The 24,566-nt window shown below is 72.3% G+C and carries 23 protein-coding genes; 17 read left to right on the top strand and 6 right to left on the bottom strand.

Annotated features, from left to right (window positions below; translation table 11 throughout):
- Window positions 1–2 precede the first annotated feature (2 nt).
- On the bottom strand, window positions 3–1,808 hold the full coding sequence (gene aspS, locus BLV39_RS23670) for an aspartate--tRNA ligase (RefSeq protein ID WP_090796984.1): 1,806 nt from the start codon (window positions 1,806–1,808) through the stop codon (window positions 3–5).
- 164 nt (window positions 1,809–1,972) lie between these two features.
- On the opposite strand from aspS, the gene BLV39_RS23665 reads away from it, so the two are divergent.
- The 8 genes from BLV39_RS23665 to BLV39_RS23630 all read left to right on the top strand — a co-directional run bounded on the left by BLV39_RS23665 (window position 1,973) and on the right by BLV39_RS23630 (window position 12,115).
- Window positions 1,973–4,975, top strand: coding sequence for a DUF5691 domain-containing protein (locus BLV39_RS23665; RefSeq protein WP_090796980.1), 3,003 nt, complete (start codon window positions 1,973–1,975; stop codon window positions 4,973–4,975).
- Window positions 4,972–6,033, top strand: a complete 1,062-nt coding sequence (locus BLV39_RS23660; RefSeq protein ID WP_090796976.1) for an ATP-binding protein — start codon at window positions 4,972–4,974, stop codon at window positions 6,031–6,033. Before BLV39_RS23665 ends, BLV39_RS23660 begins: the two co-directional genes overlap by 4 nt.
- Window positions 6,026–8,425 carry a DUF5682 family protein gene (locus BLV39_RS23655; RefSeq protein WP_090796971.1) on the top strand — a complete coding sequence of 800 codons (2,400 nt, stop codon included), beginning with the start codon at window positions 6,026–6,028 and terminating at the stop codon, window positions 8,423–8,425. The genes BLV39_RS23660 and BLV39_RS23655 overlap by 8 nt, the downstream gene beginning before the upstream one ends.
- The gene (locus BLV39_RS23650; protein WP_090796967.1) at window positions 8,422–9,612 is read left to right on the top strand and encodes a VWA domain-containing protein; all 1,191 of its coding nucleotides are present in this window, start codon (window positions 8,422–8,424) and stop codon (window positions 9,610–9,612) included. Before BLV39_RS23655 ends, BLV39_RS23650 begins: the two co-directional genes overlap by 4 nt.
- A 66-nt stretch (window positions 9,613–9,678) precedes the next feature.
- Window positions 9,679–10,461, top strand: coding sequence for a YbaB/EbfC family nucleoid-associated protein (locus BLV39_RS23645; RefSeq protein ID WP_176985025.1), 783 nt, complete (start codon window positions 9,679–9,681; stop codon window positions 10,459–10,461).
- Between the two features lie 7 nt (window positions 10,462–10,468).
- A complete protein-coding gene (locus BLV39_RS23640; RefSeq protein WP_090796959.1) occupies window positions 10,469–10,783 on the top strand; it encodes a hypothetical protein in 315 nt (104 codons plus the stop codon).
- A 5-nt stretch (window positions 10,784–10,788) separates the two neighbouring features.
- On the top strand, window positions 10,789–11,886 hold the full coding sequence (locus BLV39_RS23635; protein WP_090796955.1) for a hypothetical protein: 1,098 nt from the start codon (window positions 10,789–10,791) through the stop codon (window positions 11,884–11,886).
- Window positions 11,870–12,115 (top strand): hypothetical protein, encoded by a 246-nt coding sequence (locus BLV39_RS23630; RefSeq protein WP_143049848.1) that lies wholly within the window; start codon window positions 11,870–11,872, stop codon window positions 12,113–12,115. The genes BLV39_RS23635 and BLV39_RS23630 overlap by 17 nt, the downstream gene beginning before the upstream one ends.
- Here BLV39_RS23630 and BLV39_RS23625 read toward each other — a convergent pair.
- Window positions 12,112–12,939: an MBL fold metallo-hydrolase gene (locus BLV39_RS23625; RefSeq protein ID WP_090796946.1), complete on the bottom strand. Its 828-nt coding sequence runs from the start codon at window positions 12,937–12,939 to the stop codon at window positions 12,112–12,114. The genes BLV39_RS23630 and BLV39_RS23625 overlap by 4 nt on opposite strands.
- A gap of 142 nt (window positions 12,940–13,081) precedes the next feature.
- Here BLV39_RS23625 and BLV39_RS23620 point away from each other — a divergent pair, with 142 nt between their 5' ends.
- From BLV39_RS23620 to BLV39_RS23590, 7 genes are all read left to right on the top strand, one after another.
- The gene (locus BLV39_RS23620) at window positions 13,082–13,384 is read left to right on the top strand and encodes an urease subunit gamma (protein ID WP_090796942.1); all 303 of its coding nucleotides are present in this window, start codon (window positions 13,082–13,084) and stop codon (window positions 13,382–13,384) included.
- A 10-nt stretch (window positions 13,385–13,394) separates the two neighbouring features.
- Window positions 13,395–13,718: an urease subunit beta gene (locus BLV39_RS23615; protein ID WP_090796938.1), complete on the top strand. Its 324-nt coding sequence runs from the start codon at window positions 13,395–13,397 to the stop codon at window positions 13,716–13,718.
- A complete protein-coding gene (locus tag BLV39_RS23610) occupies window positions 13,715–15,418 on the top strand; it encodes an urease subunit alpha (RefSeq protein WP_090796934.1) in 1,704 nt (567 codons plus the stop codon). The genes BLV39_RS23615 and BLV39_RS23610 overlap by 4 nt, the downstream gene beginning before the upstream one ends.
- Window positions 15,418–16,230, top strand: a complete 813-nt coding sequence (locus BLV39_RS23605; RefSeq protein WP_090796930.1) for an urease accessory protein UreF — start codon at window positions 15,418–15,420, stop codon at window positions 16,228–16,230. The genes BLV39_RS23610 and BLV39_RS23605 overlap by 1 nt, the downstream gene beginning before the upstream one ends.
- A complete protein-coding gene (gene ureG / locus BLV39_RS23600) occupies window positions 16,196–16,885 on the top strand; it encodes an urease accessory protein UreG (RefSeq protein ID WP_090796926.1) in 690 nt (229 codons plus the stop codon). Before BLV39_RS23605 ends, ureG begins: the two co-directional genes overlap by 35 nt.
- A 52-nt stretch (window positions 16,886–16,937) precedes the next feature.
- A complete protein-coding gene (locus BLV39_RS23595) occupies window positions 16,938–17,699 on the top strand; it encodes an urease accessory protein UreD (RefSeq protein WP_090796922.1) in 762 nt (253 codons plus the stop codon).
- Between the two features lie 68 nt (window positions 17,700–17,767).
- Complete coding sequence (locus BLV39_RS23590) at window positions 17,768–18,046, top strand: antitoxin (protein ID WP_090796918.1); 279 nt, start codon at window positions 17,768–17,770, stop codon at window positions 18,044–18,046.
- A 126-nt stretch (window positions 18,047–18,172) separates the two neighbouring features.
- On the opposite strand, the gene BLV39_RS23585 is transcribed toward BLV39_RS23590, so the two are convergent.
- On the bottom strand, window positions 18,173–19,747 hold the full coding sequence (locus BLV39_RS23585) for an MFS transporter (protein WP_090797753.1): 1,575 nt from the start codon (window positions 19,745–19,747) through the stop codon (window positions 18,173–18,175).
- Window positions 19,748–20,123: 376 nt separating this feature from the next.
- Window positions 20,124–20,603 (bottom strand): winged helix-turn-helix transcriptional regulator, encoded by a 480-nt coding sequence (locus BLV39_RS23580; protein WP_090796914.1) that lies wholly within the window; start codon window positions 20,601–20,603, stop codon window positions 20,124–20,126.
- A 56-nt stretch (window positions 20,604–20,659) separates the two neighbouring features.
- Here BLV39_RS23580 and BLV39_RS23575 point away from each other — a divergent pair, with 56 nt between their 5' ends.
- A complete protein-coding gene (locus tag BLV39_RS23575) occupies window positions 20,660–21,169 on the top strand; it encodes a PaaI family thioesterase (RefSeq protein ID WP_090796910.1) in 510 nt (169 codons plus the stop codon).
- Window positions 21,170–21,390: 221 nt separating this feature from the next.
- Here BLV39_RS23575 and hisS read toward each other — a convergent pair whose 3' ends face one another.
- Together hisS and BLV39_RS23565 are read right to left on the bottom strand one after the other, a co-directional pair.
- Window positions 21,391–22,710 carry a histidine--tRNA ligase gene (gene hisS, locus BLV39_RS23570; protein WP_090796907.1) on the bottom strand — a complete coding sequence of 440 codons (1,320 nt, stop codon included), beginning with the start codon at window positions 22,708–22,710 and terminating at the stop codon, window positions 21,391–21,393.
- Between the two features lie 5 nt (window positions 22,711–22,715).
- Window positions 22,716–23,420, bottom strand: a complete 705-nt coding sequence (locus BLV39_RS23565; protein WP_090796903.1) for an MBL fold metallo-hydrolase — start codon at window positions 23,418–23,420, stop codon at window positions 22,716–22,718.
- A 189-nt stretch (window positions 23,421–23,609) separates the two neighbouring features.
- Here BLV39_RS23565 and BLV39_RS23560 point away from each other — a divergent pair, with 189 nt between their 5' ends.
- Window positions 23,610–24,554: a peptidylprolyl isomerase gene (locus BLV39_RS23560; RefSeq protein ID WP_090796899.1), complete on the top strand. Its 945-nt coding sequence runs from the start codon at window positions 23,610–23,612 to the stop codon at window positions 24,552–24,554.
- The last annotated feature ends 12 nt before the right edge of the window (window positions 24,555–24,566 follow it).

Genomic DNA, 24,566 nt, shown 5'->3' with positions numbered 1-24,566 from the left:
CGTCATGGCGTGTGCTCGACCGGCACCGCGACCCCGGCGGTGCCGACGTGCGCGGCGGGAGAAGGCTTCGGCTTCGCGTCGACGCCGGCCTCCAGCCGCTGCTGTCCGGTGATCGGCGTCGGCGCACCGGTCAACGGGTCGTAGCCACCACGCGTCTTCGGGAACGCGATGACCTCGCGGATCGAGTCGGCGCCGGCGAGCAGCATGCAGACCCGGTCCCAGCCGAACGCGATGCCGCCGTGCGGAGGCGGGCCGTACTTGAAGGCTTCGAGCAGGAAGCCGAACTTGTCGGCAGCGTCGTCGTCGCTGATGCCCAGCAGGGTGAACACCCGCCGCTGCACGTCGCCCCGGTGGATACGGACGGAACCGCCGCCGATCTCGTTGCCGTTGCAGACGATGTCGTAGGCGTAGGCGAGCGCCCGGTCCGGCGCCTCCTCGAACCGGTCCATCCACTCCGCGTTGGGCGACGTGAACGGGTGGTGGACGGCCGTCCAGCCGCCCTCGTCGTCCTTCTCGAACATCGGCGCGTCGGTCACCCAGCAGAACGCCCACGCGTCGGGGTCGGCCAGGCCGGCCCGCTTGGCGATCTCGATGCGGGCGGCGCCGAGCAACTCCTGCGCCTCGCGCGCCTCGCCGGCCGCCGCGAAGAAGACGGCGTCGCCGGGCTTCGCACCGACCGCGTCGGCCAGCCCGTCGAGGTGACCCGCGCTCAGGTTCTTGGCGACCGGGCCACGCGCCTCGCCGGTCTCGGCGTCGAGCACGACATAGGCCAGGCCCCGCGCACCGCGCGCCTTGGCCCAGTCCTGCCAGCCGTCGAGCTCCTTGCGGCTCTGCGCGGCGCCGCCGGGCATGACGACCGCGCCGACGTAGCCGCCCGCGTCGATCGCCCCGGCGAACACCCGGAACTCGGTGCCGCGCAGGTAGTCGGTCAGCTCGGTCAGCTCGACCCCGTAGCGCAGGTCGGGCTTGTCGGAGCCGTAGCGCGCCATCGCGTCGTGCCAGGTGATCCGCGGGATCGGCCGGTCGATGCGGTGGCCGGCCAGCTCTTCCCACAGCGCGCCGACGATGGCCTCGCCGAGGTCGATCACGTCGTCCTGGGTGATGAACGACATCTCGATGTCGAGCTGGGTGAACTCGGGCTGGCGGTCGGCGCGGAAGTCCTCGTCGCGGTAGCAGCGTGCGATCTGGTAGTAGCGCTCCATGCCGGCCACCATGAGCAGCTGCTTGAACAACTGCGGCGACTGCGGCAGCGCGTACCAACTGCCGGGTTGCAACCGCACCGGGACCAGGAAGTCGCGGGCGCCCTCGGGCGTCGACCGCGTCAGGGTCGGCGTCTCGATCTCGTTGAAGTCGCGGTCGTGCAGCACCCGGCGGGCGATCTGGTTGGCCTTGCTGCGCAGCTTGAGCGCGTTGGACGGCCCGCTGCGGCGCAGGTCGAGATAGCGGTGGCGGAGCCGGATGTCGTCGCCCGCGTCGATGTTGTCGTCGACCGGCAGCGGCAGCGGCGCGGCCTCCGAGAGCACCTCGAGGACGGCCGCGTTGACCTCGATCTCGCCGGTCGGCAGGTCGGGGTTCTCGTTGCCGGCGGGGCGCGCGGCGACAGCGCCCTCGACCCGGACGCAGTATTCGTTGCGGAGGTGGTGTGCGTCTTCCTCGCGGAAGACCACCTGGACCACGCCCGACGCGTCACGGAGGTCGACGAAGATGACCCCACCATGATCACGACGGCGGGCCACCCACCCGGCCAAGGTCACCGCGCTGCCGGCGTCCGTGGCACGCAGGCTTCCGGCATCATGGGTACGGATCACGACGGTCGCTCTCCTCGACATTGGGGTACGGCGTTGCGGGGTCGATTCTCGCAGGGCTGGTTGGTGACGGAAGTCCGCACCCCCAGCCTGTGGATAAGGTTTGGTGTCTTGCGGTTATCCACAGGCCGCCCAATTTCGTCGTACATGCGTTCTAAGGTTTGCCTGTGTCCGTCGAACGCTGGTCTCCCGACAAGGTGCTCTCGCTCGCGCCCGACCAGGGCGCGGCCAAGAGCGGCCGTGGTCTGATCACCGCTGCCCACTGGGCTGGTCAGGGCCGCTTCGACGACATGTTGTGGGGTCTGTGTCGGGGTTCAGGGACACGGCCCTACCAGGTCTGTGTCGATGTGACCGGTCCGGCCTACCGCTGCACCTGCCCGAGCCGCAAGATCCCGTGCAAACACACTCTCGGGTTGCTGCTGCGCTGGGCCAACGGCGGGGTGCCCGACGACGTTTCGCCACCCGAGTGGGCGACCGAGTGGCAGGCCGAGCGGGCGGCCCGCGCCCAGCGGGCCGGCGACAGGGCGGCCAAGGCGCCACGCGCTGCCGGCGAAGGCCTCGCCGATCCGGCGGCCGCCGCGCGGCGGGTCCAACAGCGCTCCGACCGGGTCGAGGCGGGCCTGGTCGAGCTCGACCGCTGGCTGACTGACCAGGTCGAGCAGGGTCTCGCGGCGGCCGAGCAGGCGGGTTACCGGCCCTTCCAGACCATGGCCGCCCGGCTGGTCGACGCACAGGCCCCCGGCGTCGCCGGCGCGGTCCGTCGCCTCGGCTGGGTGGTCGGCGTCGGCACCAACTGGGCCGACCGGCTGCTTGGCGAGCTCGCCCTGCTCCGCCTGCTGATCGTCGCCCACGGCCGGCTCCCGGCGCTGCCACCGGGCCTCGCGGCCACCGTGCGCACCCGGGTCGGCTACCCCGTGGCCACCGACGACGTGCTGGCCGAGCCGGAGCTCCGCGACCGGTGGGAGGTGCTGGGCCGCCTCGACACCGCCGACGACCGGCTGACGAGCCGACGCACCTGGCTACGCGGCGAGCGGAGCGGGCGGTTCGCGCTCGTCCTGGCGTTCGCGGCCGCCGGCCAGACCCTGCCGACCGACCTCGAGCCCGGCACTGTGGTCGACGCCGGCCTCTGCTTCTATCCCGCCGCCGTCCCCCGCCGCGCACTGGTCAAGGCCCGCTACGGGGAGCCGGTCCCCGCCTACACCACCCCGTCCGGCGCGGTCCCGATCCGCGCCGCGGTGGCCGAGCACGCCCGCGCGGTCGCCGCCGAGCCATGGCGCGAGTCGACCCCGATGCTGCTGGCCGACGTCACCCCCACCGACGACGGCCAACTGGTCGACCCGGCCGGCGACGCGGTCGCCCTGCACCCCGACGACGACCAGCCGTGGTGGCTCATCTCGGCCGCGGGCGCCCGCCCGGTCGTGGTGGCGGGCGAATACGGCCACACCGGCTTCCGCCCGCTCGCCGCCTGGCCCGATGGGCGCCACGTCCCCGCGACACCGGGCGAGCCCCGTGCCGTCGCCGCCGGCGGCGGTCCCGAGCTACCCGCCGACCTGCTGTCGGCCGCGCTGGTGGGCACGGCCCGCCGACCCTGGTCGGCCGAACGCCTCGACGTCGGCGGCGGTCACCGCCTGTCCCTGTCGATCCCGGCGAACCTCCACGCCGAGGCGGCCGACACGGCCGATCCGGCTGGCCAGGTCTCCGGCGGCGGCGCCGGGGGCGGCCTCGGTGGGGGTTCGTGGGGCGGCTCGGGTGAGTCGGCGCGGGCATTGCTCGAAGCGGCCGCGGTCACCCTGACCTACCGGCGGGCGGCGGAGACGCCGCTGGCCGGTCGGCCGACGATCGCTCCGGCGCCCGACGAGATCCGCCCGGTCGTGCCGCCGGCCGCCGCCCAGCGGCTCGACATGCTGCTCACCGAGGGGACGACCGGCTGGGGTGGGCCCGCGCAGCGGGCCGTTCTCGGCCAGTGGCTCGTCGAGGCGGGCAAGCGCCAGCTCCTCGCGCCGCCGGAGACCCTGCCGGTGCTGCTCGACCTCGGCCGGCGTGACACGGGGCTGCGGCCGGCGCTGGGTGCGGTCGCCGGGCGGCGCGGCCACTGGCTGGCGCAGCGGCAGGCCGACTGGCGCTACTTCCGCGACGTGGGCGGTGAAGCGGCCGCGGCCGACTCGCAGGACTGGTTGACCGGCACGCCCGGTGAACGGCTCGCCTATCTCGTCGCTCTGCGCGCCGGCGACCCGGCCAAGGGTCTCGAACTGCTCACCGAGACGTTCGACGCTGAGCCGCCACACGACCGGGTGCTGCTGCTCGGGGCGCTCGATACCGGTCTCGACCTGCGCGACGAGGCGCTGATCGAGCACGCGCTCGACGACCGCCGGCGCGAGATCCGCCAGATCGCGGCCGAGTTGCTACGCAAGCTGCCGGGCTCCGCGCTGGGCGCGCGGATGGCGACCCGCACGGCCGCCAGCGTCCGCTTCGCCGACGGCGCCCTGGTGGTCAGCGCACCGTCCACTATCGACGGGGCGATGCTCCGCGACGACGTCGACCCCTCACCGCCACGCGGCGTGGGCCTCGGTGCCTGGCTGCTGGAAGAGATCGTCTCGGCGACGCCGTTGGAGTTCTGGACCACACTGACCGGCCGCGACCCGGGCGGCGTGCTCGCGTCACCGGTCGCCGACGGCTGGCAGCCGGTCCTGCTCCGGGGGCTGGCCCGGGCCACCGCTGCCCAGCACGACCCGGCGTGGGCCGCCGCCCTGCTCGACCTCGCCGACGCGTCGCCGACCGAGCCGGCCGGCGACGGGCTCGGCGACCGACTGACCTGGCCACTACTCGAGGTGTTGCCCGGTGGCGAGCGGGGCCGCCGGGTGGCCGCCGCCCTGCGGCGGGATACCGCGGCCGGCATCCGGTTGCTGCACTTCTGCGCCGGCGACTGGTCGGACGAGCTGGCCTCGGCGGCGTTGCGGGCGATGGCCGTGCTCGCGCCCGACAACGCCTGGCAGCTCTCCGAACTGTGCCGGCTGGCGATGCCGGCCATGCCCACCTCGTTCGTCGGCCGGGTCGAGACGTTGGTCCGGTCCCTCGACGGGTTGCCGGAGGGTCGTCGCTCCGCCCGCTACCTCGCCCAGCTCGCCGCCGTGCTCAGCTTCCGCCAAGACATGATCGAGGAGTTCGAATGACCGCCCTGCGTCCGCACGCGGAAGAGTTCTACGCGGAAGAGCTGGCCGCGTTGGCCGCCGACGACGACCGCTCCCGCCCGCCGGGCTGGCGGTTGTCGCCGCAGGCGGTGGTCACCTACCTGCTGGGCGACGGCGGCAAGATCACGCCGAAGTACGTCGGGTCCCGCCGGCTGATGGAGGTCGCGGTCGCCACCCTGGCCACCGACCGCGCGCTGCTCCTGCTCGGTGTGCCGGGCACGGCGAAGACCTGGGTGTCCGAGCACCTCGCCGCCGCGATCTCCGGCGACTCGACGCTCCTCGTCCAGGGCACCGCCGGCACTCCCGAGGAGGCGATCCGCTACGGCTGGAACTACGCCCGGCTGCTCGCCGAGGGCCCGTCGCCGGCGGCGCTGGTGCCGAGCCCCGTGCTGCGGGCGATGGAGACCGGCGCGATCGCCCGCGTCGAGGAGCTCACCCGGGTCCCCTCCGACGTCCAGGACGCGCTGATCACCATCCTGTCCGAGAAGACGCTGCCGGTGCCCGAGCTCAACACCGAAGTCCAGGCCCAGCGCGGCTTCAACGTGATCGCGACCGCCAACGACCGTGACCGCGGCGTCAACGAGCTGTCCAGCGCCCTGCGGCGCCGGTTCAACACCGTCGTCCTGCCGGTGCCGGCCACGTTCGACGAAGAGCTCGACATCGTCACCCGCCGGGTCGCACAGCTCGGCCGCTCCCTCGACCTGCCCGAGACCACGACCGCGCTCGACGAGATCCGCCGCGTGGTCACGGTGTTCCGCGAGCTACGCAGCGGCCAGACCGACGATGCCCGCACCAAGCTCAAGTCACCGACCGGCACGATGTCGACCGCCGAGGCGATCTCGGTCGTCACCAACGGCATGGCGCTGGCCGCACACTTCGGCGACGGCGTTCTCCGCGCCGGCGACGTGGCGTCCGGCATCGTCGGCTCCGTCATCAAGGACCCGGTCTCCGACCGTGTCGTGTGGCGCGAATACCTGGAGACGGTGGTCCGCGAACGCCCCGGCTGGGCCGACTTCTACCGCGCCGCCCGCGATGCCTGAGCGTTACTACGGCATCCGCCACCACGGGCCCGGCTCCGCCCGTGCGGTCCTCCGCGCCCTCGAAGAGCAGCGACCCGACATCCTGCTGGTCGAAGGGCCGCCGGAGGCCGACGAACTGATCGCGTGGGCGGCCGACGACCGCCTGCAGCCGCCGGTGGCCCTGCTCGGCTACGCCGCCGACAACCCCCGCCGGGCTGCCTTCTGGCCGTTCGCCGTCTTCTCCCCCGAGTGGCAGGCCATCAAATGGGCAGTCGCCAACGGTGTCCCGGTCCGCTTCTTCGACCTGCCGTTCGCCCACCGCCTCACCGCGCGCAAAGCCGCCCCCAACGCCGATAAGCCCACCGATCCGCCCACAATGGACCGGTCGCCCGGGGACGAGCACGCCGCAGGAACCTCGAGCCCAGACGGACCAGGCTCCGAGGGGCCGGGCTTGGCCGACCCGGACGCCAATGCGGACCGCCCGGACGCGGGCAACGTCGATCCAGGCGGCGCCGACGGGGCCACCGCCAACGCTGATGAGCTGGACGACGACGGGCCGATGCCGGGTCCGCCCGCGCCGGAGCTGCGCCCGGTCGACCCGATCGGTGAGCTGGCCGCCGCCGCGGGCTATGACGACCCCGAGCGCTGGTGGGAAGACGTGGTCGAGCACCGCCAGGCACCGGCCTTCGAGGCGATCGAGGAGGCCATGACGGAAGTCCGGGCGGGCGCGCTCGAGGACCCCTACGACCTCGTACGCGAGGCGCACATGCGCACCGTCCTGCGCCAGGTGCGCCGCACCCACAACGAGATCGCCGTCGTCTGCGGCGCGTGGCACGTGCCCGCACTGAGCGCGAAGTTCACCGCCACCCACGACGCCGCGCTGCTCAAGGGTGGCAGGCGACGCGGGAAAGTACGGTTCACCTGGGTGCCGTGGACCTACGGGCGGTTGGCCTCGTGGCAGGGCTACGGCGCCGGTGTCGACTCGCCGGGCTGGTACCACCACTTGTTCACCACCACCGACGAGGTCGTGCCGCGCTGGCTCGTCGGCGCCGCCGGGGTGCTTCGCGACGAAGGTGTCGACACCTCCCCGGCGCACGTCATCGAGGCGACCCGGTTGGCCGAGGCGCTGGCCACCATGCGCGGGCGCCCGCTCGCCGGCCTGGCCGAGGTCACCGACGCCGCCGGTGCCGTTCTCTGCGAGGGCGACGACCTGCGCCTACAGCTCATCGGGCGCCGGCTGGTCGTCGGTGAGCGGCTCGGCGAGGTACCCGAGGGCGTGCCGACCGTTCCGCTCGCCCGCGACCTGGAGGCCCGCCAGCGGGCCGCGCGCCTGAAGCCCTCGGCGCTCGACCGGGCGCTCGACCTCGACCTGCGCAAGGACACCGACCTCGCGCGGAGCCACCTGCTGCACCAGCTCCGCTGCCTCGACGTGCCCTGGGGCGAGCCGGACGAACGGCGGGGCAGCACCGGCACCTTCCGCGAGGAGTGGGCGCTGCGCTGGCAGCCGGAGTTCTCGATCCGGCTGGTGGAGGCCAGCGGCTACGGCACCACGGTGGTCGCGGCGGCCACGACCCAGGTCGAGGCCGCGGCGGCCAAGGCCGCGACGCTGGCCGAGGTGACCGCACTGCTCGAGACCTGCCTGCTCGCCGACCTGCCGGGTGCGCGCCCGGCGGTGCTGCGCGCCCTCGACGCCCGGGCGGCGGAAGACGCCGACGTGACCCACCTGATGGCCGCGATCCCCGCCTTGGCCCGCACGGTCCGCTACGGCGACGTCCGCCGCTCCGATGTCGCCGCCGTCGCCGCTGTGGTTCGTGGCCTGCTGGCCCGCGTCTACGCCGCGTTGCCGCCGGCCGCCTCGGGCCTGTCCGACGAGGCCGCCGCCGGCCTGCGTGACCACATCGACGCCGTGCACACCGCGGTCGCCCTGCTCGGCGACGATGCCGAGCGCGCCCGATGGCTCGACACCCTCACCGCCCTGACCACCCGCGACGACCTGCACGGGCTGCTCGCCGGGCGACTCACCCGCCTGCTGCACGACGCCGGCCGACTGTCCACCGGCGACGCGGGACTGCGGCTCGGTCGCGCCCTGACCGCGGGCGTGTCCGCGGCGACCGGCGCGGCCTGGGTGGAAGGGTTCCTCGCCGGTGGCGGCCTGCTGCTGATGCACGACGACGCCCTGCTGGCCCTGGTCGACGACTGGCTCGCGGCCATCCCGGCCGACGCCTTCACCGAGGTGCTCCCCCTGCTCCGGCGCACCTTCGGCACCTTCGCGACCGGCGAGCGCCGCGGCATCGGCGAACGCGTCGCCGGCGGCAAAGGCAAGTCCCGCACCAGCACCGCGGTTCTCGACCACGAGACGGCGGCGCTGTCCCTGCCGACCTTGAGTGCCCTCCTGGGAAGGAGGATCGAATGACCGCTGACGAAGAACGGCGCCGGAGATGGCGGCTGGCGCTCGGTGAGCCGGCCGACGAGTCGCTGGGCCAGCCGAACGGGCGCGACGCCGCCATGGACGCCGCGATGGCAGCCCTCTACGACCGGGGTCCGGACGGTGAGGGCAACGGCGCGCCCAAGGACGGCACACGTCGCAGCGCCGGCCTGGGCGCCTCCGCACCACGGGTGGCGCGCTGGCTCGGCGACATCCGCGAGTACTTTCCGCAGAGCGTCGTCCGGGTCATGCAGACCGACGCGATCGAGCGGCTCAACCTCACCCGCCTGCTGCTCGAGCCGGAGATGCTCTCCGCCGTCGAGCCCGACGTCCACCTGGTCGGCACGCTGCTCTCGCTCAACGCGGTGATGCCCGACAAGACCCGCGACCTGGCCCGGCAGGTGGTCCGCCAGGTGGTCGACGACCTGGAGAAACGGATCGCCCAGAAGGCGCGGGCGGCGGTCACGGGCGCACTCAACCGGGCCAGCCGGATCGAGCGGCCCCGGCACGGCGACATCGACTGGAACCGCACCATCCGCGCGAACCTTCGCCATTACCAGCCGGCCTACCGCACCGTCGTGCCCGAACGGCTCATCGGGTACGGGCGGCGCGGCAACGCCGTACAGCGGGACGTGATCCTCTGTGTCGACCAGTCCGGGTCGATGGCCTCGTCGGTCGTCTACTCCGGAGTGTTCGCGTCCGTCCTCGCCTCCCTGCGTACGCTGCGGACCTCGCTGGTCGTCTTCGACACCTCGGTGGTCGACCTGACCGAGCACCTCAGCGACCCGGTCGACGTGCTGTTCGGCACGCAGCTAGGCGGCGGCACCGACATCAACCGCGCCATCGCCTACAGCCAGCGGCTCGTCACGCGGCCCCGGGAGACCATCTTCGTGCTGGTCAGCGACCTTTACGAAGGTGGCGCACGCGACGAGATGCTGCGCCGCGTCGCCGAGTTGGTCGGTGCCGGGGTGCAGGTCGTGGCGTTGCTGGCATTGTCCGACGACGGCGCGCCCAGCTACGACCACGACAACGCGGCGGCGCTCGGCTCGCTCGGTGTGCCGGCCTTCGCGTGCACACCGGACATGTTCCCGGAGTTGATGGCCGCCGCGATCCAGCGGCACGACCTGCGGGCCTTCGCGGAACGGGAGGGCGCGCAACGGGCGCACGGAAGCTGAACAATGATCGCCATCGGTGCTAGGGTTTTGGCCGCCCGACCGGCGCGCTCGGAAAATGGGGGTCTGATGAGCGCCTTCGACGCGATACCAAAGCCAATGCCAGCGGCGGAGCTCAAGGACGCGGTCGACGCGCTCCGGCAGGCAGTGACCGCGGCGACCGCGACAGTCTCCACACCGGACGGTGCCGTCGAGGTCACCGCCGGGCCAGGCAACTCCATCGTCGGGCTGGGTTTCGGGCGGGCGGCCTACCGCTACCGCCCGGAGCGGCTCGGCACTCTCGTCGTCGACACGGCACGCGAGGCGACCACGCAGGCCACCGGCTCGATGACCGAGGCCGTCCGCACGGCCCGCCATCGCCGCCGCGAGCTGACCGACCTGCCCGACCTGCCCGACCTGCTCGGCGGAACGCTGCCCGAGGTCCCCCGGCCAGACCCGATCAAGTTCGACGACGGTCCGAGCGACGGCCCCGCCGACGACGACGCCCAGCGCGCCGACCAGGTGCTGCGGCGGGTCAGCGAGGAGTCGCAGCGACAGCTCGCCGGGTACGCACAACTGCGCGCCGAACTGGCCGACCTGACCGCGACCGCACGCTCCGCCGACGGTGGCGTGTCGGCGCAGGTCCGCGCCGGTGGCGAGCTGTTGGCCGTCCACATCGGCAGCGGCCAGCTCCAGCACGACCCGGCGACGCTGGCGAGCATCGTCCACACCACGGTGATGACCGCGACCGCGCGGGCCGCGATGCTGATGGCCGACCGGGTGCAACAGCTCACCGGGCCACGGCTCGACATCCGGTCGCTGGTCGAGAGCTACCAGACCCCCAACCCCGACGACGACCCCCACCGGAGCTGAGCAGCAGATGGAAGGGTTCCGCACCGACGTCGACGAGATCATGGCCTGCCGGACGAGGCTGGCCGAGATCCGCGAGCGCGCGGCCGACATCCTCACGCTCGCCGAGGACGCCAACCCGGAGTGGTACGTCTGGGGCCTCGTCGGCGCGCCGTTCGCCGCCTGGTACTGGAAGTACGCCGACGACACCTACGAGCACCTGACGATGATGGGCGAGGCGTTGCAGGACCGGGTCGAGGCGCTGGACTGCACGGCGCAGAGCTACCAGCAGGCCGACCAGGAGATCGCCCAGGCCCTGCAGTCGATCCGCGACCTGCTGGGCTGAGCGCGATGACCGACGGACGACTCGAGGACAGTGACGTCACCAACGACGCCACCGACTACGGCACCAAGGACGGCGGCGTCGACGCGACCGCCGACTGGGACGGCTACGGCGGTGCCGGGTCGGTCAGTGTCGGCGGCTACGACGTGCTGCGCCTCGACCCGGTCAAGGACTTCGCCGGCGTCGCGGGTCTGCCGCAGGCCGTCTCCGGCGCGGCGAAGCTGGCCCAGGGCGACAGCGACTGGGGCGAGCTCTTCAACATCGCCGGCAGCGTGGGCGACCTCGGCATCAACATCGCGATGTACGCGGTCGACCCGCTCAACGCCCTGCTCTCCGCCGGTCTCGGCTTCCTGATCGACGTGGTCCAGCCACTGGAGGACCTGCTCGGCCTGGTCACCGGCAACCCGGAGCGGATGGAAGGCGAGATCGGCAAGTGGGAGCGGGTCGGCAACGCGCTCGAGCCGCTCGCCAAGGAGATCCTGGAAGCCACCCAGCAGGGCCTGGTCGGCTGGCACGGTGCCGCCGCCGACGCGGCCCGCGCCCGGATGGAGGAGTTCGCCGGGGGTGTCGCCGGCATCCAGGGTGACGTCCAGCAGCTTGTCTTCATCCTCAACACCGCCAAGCTCCTGATGGACGTCGCGCAGGCGTTCGTGATCGGCCTGATCGCCACGTTCGTCGAGTGGCTGTTGATCACGTGGGTCCCGGCGATGGCCGCGGCGGTGCCGACCGCGGGTGCGTCGACCGCGGCGGCCGCCGGGGTGACCACGGCGCAGGGTGCGATCGTCACGACCCGCGGGGTGACCTTCATCCAGAAGGTGGCCCAGATCCTGCTCCGGCTCCGTCAGGTGATCTACCGGATGCATCCCCGGATCATGCGGCGGGTCCAGACGTCGTTCCAGTTGCGCGGCGCCAACGGCCGCTTCGTCCGCGGCTGGGTCGGCACCGGCCGGGCGCTGCGCGAGTCGGCGACCGACTACCGCACCTGGCTCGGCCCCGCCGACAAGCTGATCAACACCGGCGCCAACGAGGTGAAACGAGGCGTCGAGGCGTCCGGTGAGTCCATGTCCGACGAGGAGCTGGATCGCCGCCTTGACCCCGACAGATAACCCCAGGCCCAAGCGGGTCGCCACCCGCATGCCCACCCCGGCCGCCGTCCTCGGCGCCCTCGCCATCGCGATGGCCGGGCTGCTCGTCGTCTTCGTGCCGCTGGTGTCCTTCGGCGCCGACGGGATCCTGGCCCTCGTCATCGGCGCGGGGGTCGGCCTGGCCGCCGGCGCCACCTTCTTCGTGATCTGGTGGCGCCGCGCTCCGAAACGCCGCCGCCGCACCCGCTAGGAGCGACGGCCGCCTGACGCGCCGACCCGGGCCAGGTACCGATCCGCCGACGCACGCACCCGCGCCTTGGCGCCGCCCGCGACCACGCGCCCCCACCACCCGCCGTACACGGTGTCGTAAGGCAGTGAATCCACAAGGGACACGGCGCGGAGGATGGTGTCCGGGTGCTCGGGGATCAGGTTGGGATAGCTGTACATGAAGCTCACCCAGCGCCGGTCCATCACCACGGTGAAGATGTCGCCGGTGCACAGCGCGCCCTTGCCGTCGAGTCCCGGCCAGTGCAGGACCGATCCCCCGGGGAAGTGGATGCCGCAGTTGACCAGCGTCCGCTCGGGGAGGATCTCCTGCCGCTCGCCCTCCCACAGAACGATGTTCCCGGAGCGCGGCACCCAACTCGCGTCGGACGCGTGCACGTACACCGGGATGTCTCCGAACGCCTTGCTCCACTCCACCATGGACCCGTAGAAATGAGGATGTGAAAGGGCGATCGCGGCCAGCCCGCCGACCCGCTCCACCGCCGCGACCGTCTCGTCGTCTACATAGGGCACACAGTCGAACAGCACGTTGCCGCCGGGCCCGGGGACCACCAACGCCCGTTGTCCGATGCAGACGCTCGGCTCGACACCGACGCCCCAGAGGCCCGGTGACTCCTGCCTGACCACCCCGCGGAAGCCCTCGGCGTGCAGCTCGGTGATCGACACCCACCGCTGGCCGCCCCACCCCACGTACTGCCGCTCATCGGCACAGACCGGACAGACGGTGCGGTCCGCGTCGCTCGCGCGCTGAACCCCACAGGTGCGGCAGATCGGGTGGTGACGGTCCATTTCTCGAAGCGTACGACCTTGGTCGATCGCACCTGTCCCCGGGCCGGTGGATCACGAGGCACCGGGCGCGCCGTACCGCGCCAAGGCGTAACCGGTGCGTAACGTGCTGATGTCATGCTCGCGTATCCGTGGAGGTGAGCCCATGTTTCTGAGCCAGCACGAGCAGGAGCGCCTACTCGTCCACGTCGCCGCCGACGTGGCGCGCAAACGTCGCGAGCGCGGGCTGCGGCTCAACTATCCAGAGGCGACAGCCGTCATCACCGCCTTCCTGCTCGAGGGCGCGCGCGACGGCCGGACGGTGGCCGAGCTCATGTCGGAGGGGCGCACGGTGCTCGGGCGCGGCGACGTCATGGCGGGCGTCCCGGAGATGCTGGCCGAGGTCCAGGTCGAGGCGACGTTCCCGGACGGCACGAAGCTCGTCACCGTCCACGAGCCGATCCCATGAGGACCGTGCGGTGATCCCCGGTGAGATTGTCTTCGGCGACGGGCCGATCGAGCTCAACGCCGGCCGCCCCGTGCTGACGGTGACCGTGGTCAACACCGGCGACCGACCTGTCCAGGTCGGCTCGCACTACCACTTCGCGGAAGCCAACCCGGCGCTCGACTTCGACCGGCGCGCCGCCTGGGGCCATCGGCTGGCGGTGCCCGCCGGCACCGCGGTGCGCTTCGAGCCGGGCATCGACCGCGACGTCGACCTCGTGCCGCTCGCCGGGCGACGGATCGTGCCGGGCCTGCGCGGCGAGTGCGGCGGCCCGCTGGACCAGGAGCGTTCAGCGTGAGCACGATCAGCCGGGAAAAGTACGCCGCGCTCTACGGCCCGACCACCGGCGACCGGATCCGGCTCGCCGACACCAACCTGTTCGTCGAGGTCGAGGAGGACCGCTGCTCGCACGGCGACGAGGCGGTCTTCGGCGGCGGCAAGGTCATCCGGGAGTCGATGGGCCAGTCGGCGGTCAGCCGCGGCAAGGGCACCGTCGACACGGTGATCACCGGCGCGGTGGTGCTCGACCACTGGGGCGTGGTCAAGGCCGACGTCGGCATCCGCGACGGGCGGATCGTCGCCCTCGGCAAGGCCGGCAACCCGGACACGATGGACGGTGTGCACCCGGACCTGGTGATCGGTCCGTGCACGGAGGTGATCGCGGGCAACGGGAAGATCCTGACCGCGGGCGCCGTCGACAGCCACGTGCACCTGATCTGTCCGCAGATCCTCTCGACCGCGCTGGCCAGCGGCGTGACCACCGTGATCGGCGGCGGCACCGGCCCGGCCGAGGGCACCCGCGCGACCACCGTGACGCCGAACGCGTGGCACCTCGCGCGGATGCTGGAGTCGCTCGACACCTGGCCGGTCAACGTGCTGCTGCTCGGCAAGGGCAACACCACGAGCCAGGAGGCGATGTGGGAGCAGCTTCGCGGTGGTGCGGGCGGGTTCAAGCTGCACGAGGACTGGGGTACGACGCCCGCCGCGATCGACGCGTGCCTGCGGGTCGCCGACGCCAGCGGTGTGCAGGTCGCGATCCACACCGACACGCTCAATGAGGCCGGGTTCGTCGAGGACACGCTGCGCGCGATCGGCGGCCGCTCGATCCACGCATACCACACCGAGGGTGCCGGCGGCGGCCACGCGCCCGACATCATCACCGTGGCCGGCCAGCCCAACATCCTGCCGAGCTCGACCAACCCGACGCGGCCGTACACCCGGAACACCCTCGACGAGCACCTCGACATGCTGATGGTCTGCCACCACCTCAACCCCACGGTGCCCGAGGACCTGGCGTTCGCGGAGAGCCGGATCCGCCCGAGCACGATGGCGGCCGAGGACGTGCTGCACGACCTCGGCGCCATCTCGATCATCGGCTCGGACTCCCAGGCGATGGGCCGGGCCGGCGAGGTGGTGCTGCGCACCTGGCAGACCGCGCACGTGATGAAGGAACGCCGGGGCGCTACCGGCGGCCCGGCCGACAACCTGCGGGCCCGCCGCTACGTCGCGAAGTACACGATCTGCCCGGCGGTGGCGCACGGCATCGCCGGCGAGGTCGGCTCGGTCGAGCCCGGCAAGCTCGCCGACCTGGTGCTGTGGGATCCGGCCTTCTTCGGCGTACGCCCGCATCTCGTGGTCAAGGGCGGCATGATCGCGTGGGCGCAGATGGGCGACGCCAACGCGTCGATCCCGACGCCGCAGCCGGTGCTGCCCAGACCCATGTTCGGCGCGTACGGCGTGGTGCCGGCACAGACCAGCGTCGCCTTCGTCGCACCGGCCGCGATCGACGCGCTGCTGAGCGACCGCCTGGCGGTGGGCCGGCGGATGCTGCCGGTCGCGGACACCCGCTCGCTGTCCAAGGCGGACCTGCCGCTCAACGACGCGCTGCCGCGCATCGAGGTCGACCCGGACACCTTCACGGTGCGGATCGACGGCGAGGTCGTGCCGCCGCAGCCGGCGCTGGAACTGCCGATGGCCCAACGCTACTTCCTGTTCTGATGTCGCTGTCGACGCTGCTCGTGCTGGCCGACGGCCGGCTGCCGGCCGGCGCGCACGCGCACTCCGGAGGCGTGGAGGCGGCGGTGGCCGCGGGCCGGATCCACGACCTGCCGACGCTGGAGTCCTTCCTGGTCGGTCGCACGTCCACGAGCGGCACGGCGGCAGCGGCGTTCGCGGCCGCCTCTTGCCGAGCGCTGACCACGCGCCCGGTCCCCCACGCCAGGAGCGGCGACATCGAGGCCGCGCCGCTCGACCGCGCGCGGCTCACGGCGTTGGACAACGGCGCCCGGTCCGCGGCGCGAGTGGAGTCGCTGACCGATCACCGGGGCGCATTGCGAGACGACTCTGTCCGGCCCGCGGAGCGGATAACCGCGCTGGATGACGGCATCGACGCGCGCACCGCGTCGCCGGCGTTGCGGGCCGCGTCACGCGCGCAGGGCCGTGCGTTGCTGCGGGCCGTGGCGCGCATCTGGCCCGCCGCCGTCAACCCGGCCGGCCCCAACCCGCACCATCCGATCGCGACCGGGATCGCCGCCGCCGCGGCCGGGCTCGGCCCACGGGAGGCGGCGTTGACAGCGGTCTACGGCGGGCTGACGGGTGCGGCCTCGGCCGCGGTGCGGTTGCTGGGTCTCGACCCGTACACGGTGCATGCGCTCATAGCCCGTCTCGCGCCCGAATGCGACCGCGTGGCGGCCGACGCCGCCGCGCGGGCCGACGATCCGGTGGACGACCTGCCCGCCGGCTCAGCCATCCTGCTCGACCTCGACGCCGAGCGGCATGCCACCTGGGAGGTGCGTCTCTTTGCGTCCTGACAAACGTGCGGTGCGGATCGGGATCGGCGGCCCGGTCGGGTCGGGCAAGACCGCGCTCGTCGCGGCGCTGTGCCGGGCCCTCGCCACCGAGCTGCGGCTGGCGGTGGTGACCAACGACATCTACACGACGGAGGACGCCGACTTCCTCCGCCGGGCGGGGGTGCTGCCCGACGACCGCATCCGGGCCGTGGAGACCGGCTGTTGCCCGCACACCGCGATCCGCGACGACATCAGCGCCAACCTGGACGCCGTCGAGGAGTTGGAAGAACGCCTCGGTGCGCTCGACCTGATCCTCGTCGAGAGCGGCGGCGACAACCTCACCGCGACGTTCAGCAAGGGCCTCGTCGACCATCAGATCTTCGTGGTCGACGTCGCCGGTGGTGACAAGGTCCCGCGCAAGGGTGGGCCGGGGGTGACGACCGCCGACCTACTCGTGATCAACAAGACCGACCTCGCGCCGCTGGTCGGCGCCGACCTCGGCGTGATGGCCCGGGACGCGCAAGCCCGCCGCGGCGACCTGCCGACCGTGTTCCTGTCGCTGGTCGGCGAACCGGGCGCGGCACCCGTGGCTGACTGGGTCCGCGACCGCGTGGCCGAGCCCGCCAGCACACCGCGCCACCACGAGCCGACCCCCGCACACACCCACGGTCCGTAAGCCATGGCGACGGGAGGCGACACCAGCTGCGACGAGCGCACGAAACCCGCCGGTGCGCGCTGAGGCGCGGCTGGTAGCCGAGGCCGACGGCCGCGGCGGCACCCGGCTGTCCACCGTGTACGGAGAGCCTCCCCTCCTCCCCCGCCGCACCGGCCACCACCAGAACCCGACCGCCGCCGAGGTCCACCTGGTAGGCGGTGCCGCCGGCCCGCTCGGCGGCGACGACCTGCGCATCGACATCACCGTCGCCCCCGGCGCTCACCTCGTCGTCCGTACCATCGCCGCTTCCCTGGCCCAGCCCAGCCACCCACCGGCGCCGAGCACACTGACGATCACCGCGAAAGTCGGCACCGGCGCGACCCTGGACTGGCTGCCCGAGCCGACCGTCGCCGTAGCCGGCTGCGACCACCTGAGCCGGTCCATCGTGGACCTGGCGGACGGCGCGACACTCCGCTGGCGGGAGGAACTCGTCGCCGGCCGGCATGCCGAGCCCCCGGGCGACCTACGGCTCGAGACAACCGTCAGGTATGCCGGCCGCACGATCCTGCGCCACGACCTCGCTATCGGCCCCCGGGCGAAGGGCTGGCACGCCATGCTCGGCCGCGCCGCCGGCACCCTGCTCCTCGTGGGACCGGAGGCCGCCACCGCCGAACCGAAGATCATCAACAGGATGCCCCTGGCCAACGGCCCCGCAGCCCTGATCAGTGCCACCGGGCCGGACGCCCGGACGGTACGCACGGCCCTGGATGAGGGCGCCGCTAACACCCGGGCCCATGATCCAGATGCTAAACCCGGCAATTGGCGCAAAGGCTGAGGCTCCCGTCTACCTTCTGTGGGTGTGGGCGGTCGCGTGGGGCGGCCGTGCCTCGGAGGGAGCTCGCAATGGCTATCAGCGACAAGTTCGGCGACGCCGTCGACAAGGCCAAAGAGAAGATCGCCGACAAGGACGAGCGCGACCAGCGCATCGACCAGGCCGGGGACGCCATCGACGCCAAGACCGACGGCAAGTTCGCGGACAAGGTCGACCGGGCCCAGGACGCCGCGCACAAGGGTGGCGACCAGATCACCCAGGAGCGCAGCGGCCAGAACCGGAACGGCCAGAACCGCAACAACAACAGCCAGAACCGCGGCGGCAGCCGCAACAACAACCGCAACCGCTGACCGCGGTACCCGTTCCTGGCGGACCACACCGGGAGACGGCAGGGCAAGGCGGGTCGTGCGCTGGGGGGCGCCCGGCCCGCCGCGTCCTCGTCATTCCGCCGGCAGCGGGCGCGTGACCTCGGACCGTCAATCCGCCGGCAGCAGGTGCGTGACCTCGGGCGGCCCAACGGCCAACGCCCGAGCCGCCGCCTCGATCTCCCGGTCGGCGCCGGTCAGCCGGTCGTCGTGCTGCCGGCGATGCTCGTCCCAGGACGCCACCTGATAGACCTCGACGAACCGATCACCGTGCTCCCCCTCGCGGAACAACCCCCACCGGACAGCCCCGCTGCGCCGGCGGGACAACCGGACCCGGTCCATCGCCGACCGGAACGCCACCTCGTCGGCCGCCGCCACCTGATAGCGGAGGATCACCAGCACCGGCCCGCCGTACCTCTCGGGTTCGACATCGAGGTGCGGCTCGGCCCAGTACGAGGTGGGTTCCCGATCAAGCCCCGCCACGTCGCGCAGCGGCCAACGGACCACCGTGGCCGCACCGGCCAGCATCAGCGCGCCCGCGGCCACGTGGGCGACCGGCAGGTTCGTCGCCTGGGCCAGCAGGCCCCAGAGCAGCGCACCCACGCCCTGCCCGCCCGCGAACACGATCTGATAGACGCCCAGCCCGCGTGCGCGTACCCAATTGGGCAGGAAGAGTTGCAGGCTCGCATTGACGCTGGAGAGCACGGTGACCCAGGCGACGCCGGCCGGCACCAGCACGAGCGCCACGACGAGCTCGACCCGGACCAGGCCGACCACGACGGTCGCCACCCCGAACAGCACCGCGGCGGTGAACATCATCCGGTTCGGCGAGAGGCGCTGGCGCAGCCAGGGCAGCACGGCGGCGCCGGCCACCGCGCCGACGCCGAGCGCGGCGAGCAGCAGCCCGTACCCGCCAGGACCGAGCCCGAGCCGGCGGCTGGCCACCAGCGGCAGCAGGGCCCAGACGGCACTGCCGGGCAGCAGGAACAGCGCCGCGCGCAGCAGGATCCGGCGCACCACCACGGAGTGCCGCACGTAGCGCCCGCCGGCCCGGACCGCCGCGGCGAACCGCTCCGGCGGCCCGGCGTTCCCGTCGGGCGTCCGCCACCACAGCAGTACGGCCGCGAACACCACGAACGACACGGCGTTGAGCGCGAACACGGCCGCCACCCCGAGCGTGGCGATGACCAGACCGGCGATGGCCGGGCCGATCGCGCGGGCGAGGTTCTGGCTGATCGCACCGAGCGCCGAGGCCGCCGGCAGTTGCGAACGGGGCACCAACTCGGGGATCACGGCCTGCCAGGCGGGCACGGTCAACGCCTGGCCGGCACCGAGCGCGAAGGTCAACGTCAACAGCAACGCGGGCGGCATCCGGTCGGCGGCCGTCAGCGCGGCCAACAGCACCGCCACGGCGCACTGGGCGGCCTGCACGGTGATCAGCATCCGCCGCCGGTCGAAGGTGTCGGCCAACGCCCCGGACGGCAACGCGAGCAGCACGATCGGCAACATGCTGGCGGTCTGCACCAACGAGACCAACGCGTCGGCGCCGGGCACGTCGATGAGCAGCCACTGCGCCCCGACGGTCTGCATCCAGGTGCCGATGTTGGACGCGAGCAACGCCAACCACAACCACCGAAACGTCGTGACCGACAACGGCGCCCAAGCGGACCCGCTACGCGACGCCACGTCGGTCACGCTACCCGCAGTGAAACCCTCCTAACCCGACGATCATGAAGCCGACGACCAGGTCCCGGGTCCACGGTGGTCCGGACCGTCGCTCCCGCCGGAGACCGCTCCGCTTCGCTCCGCTGCCAGGTCCGCGCCGGGCCGCGCTCCCGAGACTAAGAAGAAGGATGCTGCCCGAACAGCGACCTTCTACGTAGACCTGCCCAGCGCGGTGGGGTGGCCCAGTGGGGCGGCCCGGTGGTGGGTGGCGCGGTGGTGGGTGGCGCGGTGGGGTGGCGCGGTCGGCGTTGGGCGCGGCGCGCGGTGGGCGTGGGCGCGCTGTGGGCGCGGGCGCGCGGTTGGCGCGGCGCGCGGTGGAGCGGGACGCGGTGGACGGTTACGCGCGGCGGCGGGCGCCGGGGCCGGGGCGGGCTATCACGTCGCGGGGGTTGTCGACGTCGTGGCCGGCCGCGCAGCGCAGGACCGAGCCCACCTGTTCACCGCAGTCGCGGTGCACCGTGGTCAGCGGCGAGCCGACCGGATCCGCGAGGTAGCGGTCTCCCCACTGCAGAACGGCCACGATCACCGGCCAGAGGTCGAAGCCCATCTCGGTCAGCCGGTACTCGTGGCGGACCCGGGCGCCCGGGTCCTGGTAGGGCTCCTTGCGCAACACGCCACTGTCGACCAACAGCGTCAGCCGGTTGGTCAGCACCTGGCGCGGGATGTTGGTGCGCACCCGCATGTCGTCGAAGCGGCGGATGCCGTTGGCGATCTCGCGCAGCACTACGAACGTCCAGCGCTCCCCGAGGATCTCCATCGCCCGGCCCACCGTGCAGTTGTCGACGGACCACTCCAGGGCCTCCGGGCGCGCGCTCATGCCGTCAACCCTAAGTCTCGTTGACAGACCCAGCAACTGGCTGGGACCCTGGGTCCATGACTCAGACGCAGGTGGACCGCAGCCGTACCTTCTCCTGGTCCGACCCCGCCACCAACGCCGCCCTCATCGGCAAGACCAGCGGCCTGAGCCTGCTGCGGTCGATGATCGCCGGCGAGCTGCCGCCGCCACCGGTCATGGAGCTGCTCGGGATGACCCGCCTGACCGCCGAAGAAGGCCGGGTCACGGTCGAGATGCCGCCGCGGGAATACCACTACAACCCGCTCGGCACCGTCCACGGTGGTGTGCTCGCCACCCTGCTCGACACCGCGGCCGGCTGCGCCGTGCACACGACCCTGCCGGCCGGCGTCGGCTACACGTCGGTCGACCTGTCGGTGAAGTACCTGCGCCCGGTCACCGTCGGCTCCGAACTACTGACCTGCGTCGGCACCGTGATTCAACGCGGCCGCCGCACCGCGTTGGGCGAAGCCAGGCTGATCGACGCCTCAGAACGACTGGTCGCCCACGCGACGTCAACCTGCCTGCTCTTCGACATCCCCACCAGCTGAGCGCCGACCAGAGACGCCTCGAAGACCGCTGCTGGCCGATCGCCGTTCAGCGGCGCTCCAAGATCGCCACCAGGCCGAACGTCGATTAGCAGCGCTTCCCGGTCGCCCCTGGCCGGTCGCCAGAAAGCCCCACTTCGAGACGGCCGCCAGCCAACAACCGACCAGCAGCACCCCGAACCGCCGCCAGCCCACGATCGACCGGCGGCGCTTCGGGGTTGGCGTTAGTTGATCGTTGGGTGCAGGTCCGCTGCGGGCGGTGACCAGGTTGCCGGGTCGGCCTCTGCCTGGTCGCCCGAGCGGATGTCCTTGATCGAGTCCGGGTCGCCCGGGAACCAGACGAACGGGATGCCGCGCCGCTCGGCGTAGCGGATCTGCTTGCCGTACTTCGCCGCCGTCGGGGATACCTCGGTCGGGATGCCGCGCCGGCGCAGGGCCGCCGCGATGTCGTCGGCCGCGCGGCGGTGCTCCTCGTCGGAGAGCGCGACCAGGACGCAGGTCGGGACCTCGCGGGAGATCGCCAGCTTGTCGGCGCCGAACAGCAGGCCCAGCACCCGGGTCAGCCCGATCGAGATGCCCACGCCCGGGAAGCGTTCGTTGCCCGACGTGGCCAGGTTGTCGTAGCGGCCGCCTGAGCAGATCGAGCCGAACCGCTCGAAACCCGCGAGCTGCGTCTCGTAGACCGTCCCTGTGTAGTAGTCCAGGCCACGGGCGATCTTCAGATCGGCGACACACAGACCCGGCGCGTACGCCGCAGCGGTCTCGACCACCTGGACCAGCTCGGCCAGGCCCTCGTCGAGCAGTGGGTCACTGACCCCGAGCGCGCGGACCGAGTCGGCGAACGAGGCGTCCGTCGACGAGATCTCCGCCAGCGCCAGCACGGCCTTGGCCTGGGCGTCGGTGGCGCCGGCGGTCTCCGTCAACAACGTGGCTACCCGGCCCGGCCCGATCTTGTCCAGCTTGTCGACCGCCCGCAGCGCGGCCTCCGGGTCGCCCAGGCCCAGGCCCCGGTAGTAGCCCTCGCAGACCTTGCGGTTGTTGACCTGGATGGTCACCGGCGGGATCGGCAGCGCGCCGAGCGCGTCGCCGATCACCAGCGGCATCTCGGCCTCGTAGTGCGCCGGCAGCGTGTCCCGGTCGACCACGTCGATGTCGCACTGGACGAACTCGCGGTAGCGGCCCTCCTGCGGCCGCTCGCCCCGCCACACCTTCTGGATCTGGTAGCGACGGAACGGGAAGTTCAGCTTCCCCGAGTTCTCCAGCACATAGCGGGCGAACGGCACCGTCAGGTCGAAGTGCAGGCCCAAAGAGTCGTCAGGGGAGGACGCAGAAGAATCCTCCTGGAGCCGGCGCAGCACGTAGACCTCCTTGGAGGTCTCGCCCTTGCGCAGGAGCTGGTCCAGCGGCTCGACGGCGCGGGTCTCCAGCGGCGCGTACCCGTACACCTCGAAGACGCTCTTGATCTTGTCAAGGAAGCGCTGCTCGATCATGCGTTGCGGCGGCAGCCACTCCGGGAAGCCGGAGATCGGCCGTGGCTTGCTCATCTTCGTTATAGCCCTCTGGTCGGGGCCGGTCGCATGACTTCCAGGAGAAACGGGTTGGTCGCGCGTTCCCGGCCGATCGTGGTCGCCTCGCCGTGACCCGGCAGGACGATGGTGTCGTCGGCTAGCGGGAGGATCCGGTCACGAAGGCTGGCCGTCATCGCCGTCATGCTTCCTCCCGCCAGGTCGGTGCGCCCGATCGAGCCGGCGAAGAGCACGTCACCGGAGAGGCAGACTTCGTCCGCGTCCCAGCCCCGTGCGGCGCCGGCCGGCAGCCGGAAGAGCACCGACCCGCCGGTATGGCCGGGGGCGTGGTCGACGGTGATCTCCAGCCCGGCGATCGTCAGGGCCTCACCGTCGGTGAGCGGCGCGACGTCGTCGGGCTCGGTGTAGGTGAACCTGCCGCCGAACAGCCGCGCCGGGTCCATCGACAGCGCCTTGGCCGGGTCGGCGAGCAACTCGCGGTCGGCCGGGTGCACGTACGCGGGGATGCCCTTGGCACCACAGACCGGCGCGACGGAGAAGGTGTGATCGAGGTGGCCGTGGGTCAACAGCACCGCGGCCGGCGTCAGCCGGTGTTCGGCGAGGACCTCGTCGAGTCGCTTCTCGATCCCGATGCCCGGGTCGACGATCACGCACTGCTCGCCCGGCGCCGTCGCCACCACGTAACAGTTGGTGCCGAAGACGTCGGACGGGAAACCCGTGATCAGCACAGTCGTCCCCTTCCGGTCGCTGTGACCAGCCTAGCGGGCGGTGCACGCCGATTACCCGCAGGCATGCACCCGCCGTAATCACGATCTCCGATCGCTCAAACCGCAGGACCTCTCACCATGCTCCCAGCGTTTGCCCGTATGCTCTCCCGGACGTTTGTGGCGCGAGGCACACCCGAAAGAGGAGCACCGGTGGCATCCAGCAGAGATAGGCAGCGCAAGCTCGCGCGTGCCAAACTCGACCGGCAGTTGGCCCGCCGGGCCGCCGGCGTCCGCCGTAAGCGTCGCGTCCAGGCCGGCCTCGGTGGCGCGCTCGCCCTGGTGCTGATCGGCCTCGGCGCCTTCTGGGCGCTCGGCGGCTTCGACAAGGAGCCGGTCAACACGGCCACGGACGTCTGCGTGTGGACCCCGCAGGAGCCCGGAGTCAACGTCGACGCCCAGGACGTGGGTCTGCCCTCGGCAACCGACGTGCCGACGTTCGGCACCCGCGACATGGCGCTGACCACCAACCAGGGCAACATCACGGTCGAGCTCGACCTGGCCACGGCGCCCTGCGGCAGTGCCAGCCTGGCCTACCTGGCCGGCAAGAACTTCTACGACAACACCAAGTGCCACGAGATCACCACTGAGGGCGCGCTGCACTGCGGCGACCCGAAGGGCACGAACCTGGGTGGCCCGACCTACACGTTCGCCAACGAGAACGTGCCGTCGAACGCGCCGACCCCGTCGCCCGCGCCCTCGCCGTCGGCCTCAGCCGCCCCGGGCACGCCGGCCACCTACCCGGCCGGCACCGTCGCGCTCTACCCGAACCCGCCGGGCTCCAACGGCAGCCAGTTCCTGATCTTCTTCAAGGACTTCACACCCACCACCGAGCCGGCGTACGCGGTCGTCGGCAAGGTCTCCGGCGGCAGTGACGTGCTCGACAAGATCAGCAAGATCAGCACTGTCGACAACGGCAACGGCGCCAAGGTGAAGCCCTCGACGGACATCACGATCCAGACGCTGACCGTCGGCGCGGTGAAGAGCGACCCGAGCGACAACGCTCCGACGCCGTCACCGGCCAACCCCTCGGCGACCCCGTCCGCTACCGCGCCCCCGACCGGCGCGGCGTCGGGCACGCCGTCAAACGCGAGCTAAGGTCACCCCGGA

Origin of the sequence: Asanoa ishikariensis (genome assembly GCF_900107455.1) — a bacterium.
Lineage (GTDB): Bacteria > Actinomycetota > Actinomycetes > Mycobacteriales > Micromonosporaceae > Asanoa > Asanoa ishikariensis.
This window is presented reverse-complemented; position numbering and strand designations above follow the sequence as displayed.

Bases quoted from the DNA above. Each gene is read 5' to 3' on its own strand.
- BLV39_RS23620 (WP_090796942.1), top strand. From the start codon at position 13,082: ATGTTTCTGAGCCAGCACGAGCAGGAGCGCCTACTCGTCCACGTCGCC.
- BLV39_RS23655 (WP_090796971.1), top strand. From the start codon at position 6,026: ATGCCTGAGCGTTACTACGGCATCCGCCACCACGGGCCCGGCTCCGCC.
- BLV39_RS23640 (WP_090796959.1), top strand. From the start codon at position 10,469: ATGGAAGGGTTCCGCACCGACGTCGACGAGATCATGGCCTGCCGGACG.
- BLV39_RS23650 (WP_090796967.1), top strand. From the start codon at position 8,422: ATGACCGCTGACGAAGAACGGCGCCGGAGATGGCGGCTGGCGCTCGGT.
- BLV39_RS23660 (WP_090796976.1), top strand. From the start codon at position 4,972: ATGACCGCCCTGCGTCCGCACGCGGAAGAGTTCTACGCGGAAGAGCTG.
- BLV39_RS23605 (WP_090796930.1), top strand. From the start codon at position 15,418: ATGTCGCTGTCGACGCTGCTCGTGCTGGCCGACGGCCGGCTGCCGGCC.
- BLV39_RS23645 (WP_176985025.1), top strand. From the start codon at position 9,679: ATGAGCGCCTTCGACGCGATACCAAAGCCAATGCCAGCGGCGGAGCTC.
- BLV39_RS23635 (WP_090796955.1), top strand. From the start codon at position 10,789: ATGACCGACGGACGACTCGAGGACAGTGACGTCACCAACGACGCCACC.
- ureG (WP_090796926.1), top strand. From the start codon at position 16,196: ATGCCACCTGGGAGGTGCGTCTCTTTGCGTCCTGACAAACGTGCGGTG.
- BLV39_RS23590 (WP_090796918.1), top strand. From the start codon at position 17,768: ATGGCTATCAGCGACAAGTTCGGCGACGCCGTCGACAAGGCCAAAGAG.
- BLV39_RS23625 (WP_090796946.1), bottom strand. From the start codon at position 12,939: ATGGACCGTCACCACCCGATCTGCCGCACCTGTGGGGTTCAGCGCGCG.
- BLV39_RS23575 (WP_090796910.1), top strand. From the start codon at position 20,660: ATGACTCAGACGCAGGTGGACCGCAGCCGTACCTTCTCCTGGTCCGAC.
- hisS (WP_090796907.1), bottom strand. From the start codon at position 22,710: ATGAGCAAGCCACGGCCGATCTCCGGCTTCCCGGAGTGGCTGCCGCCG.
- BLV39_RS23580 (WP_090796914.1), bottom strand. From the start codon at position 20,603: ATGAGCGCGCGCCCGGAGGCCCTGGAGTGGTCCGTCGACAACTGCACG.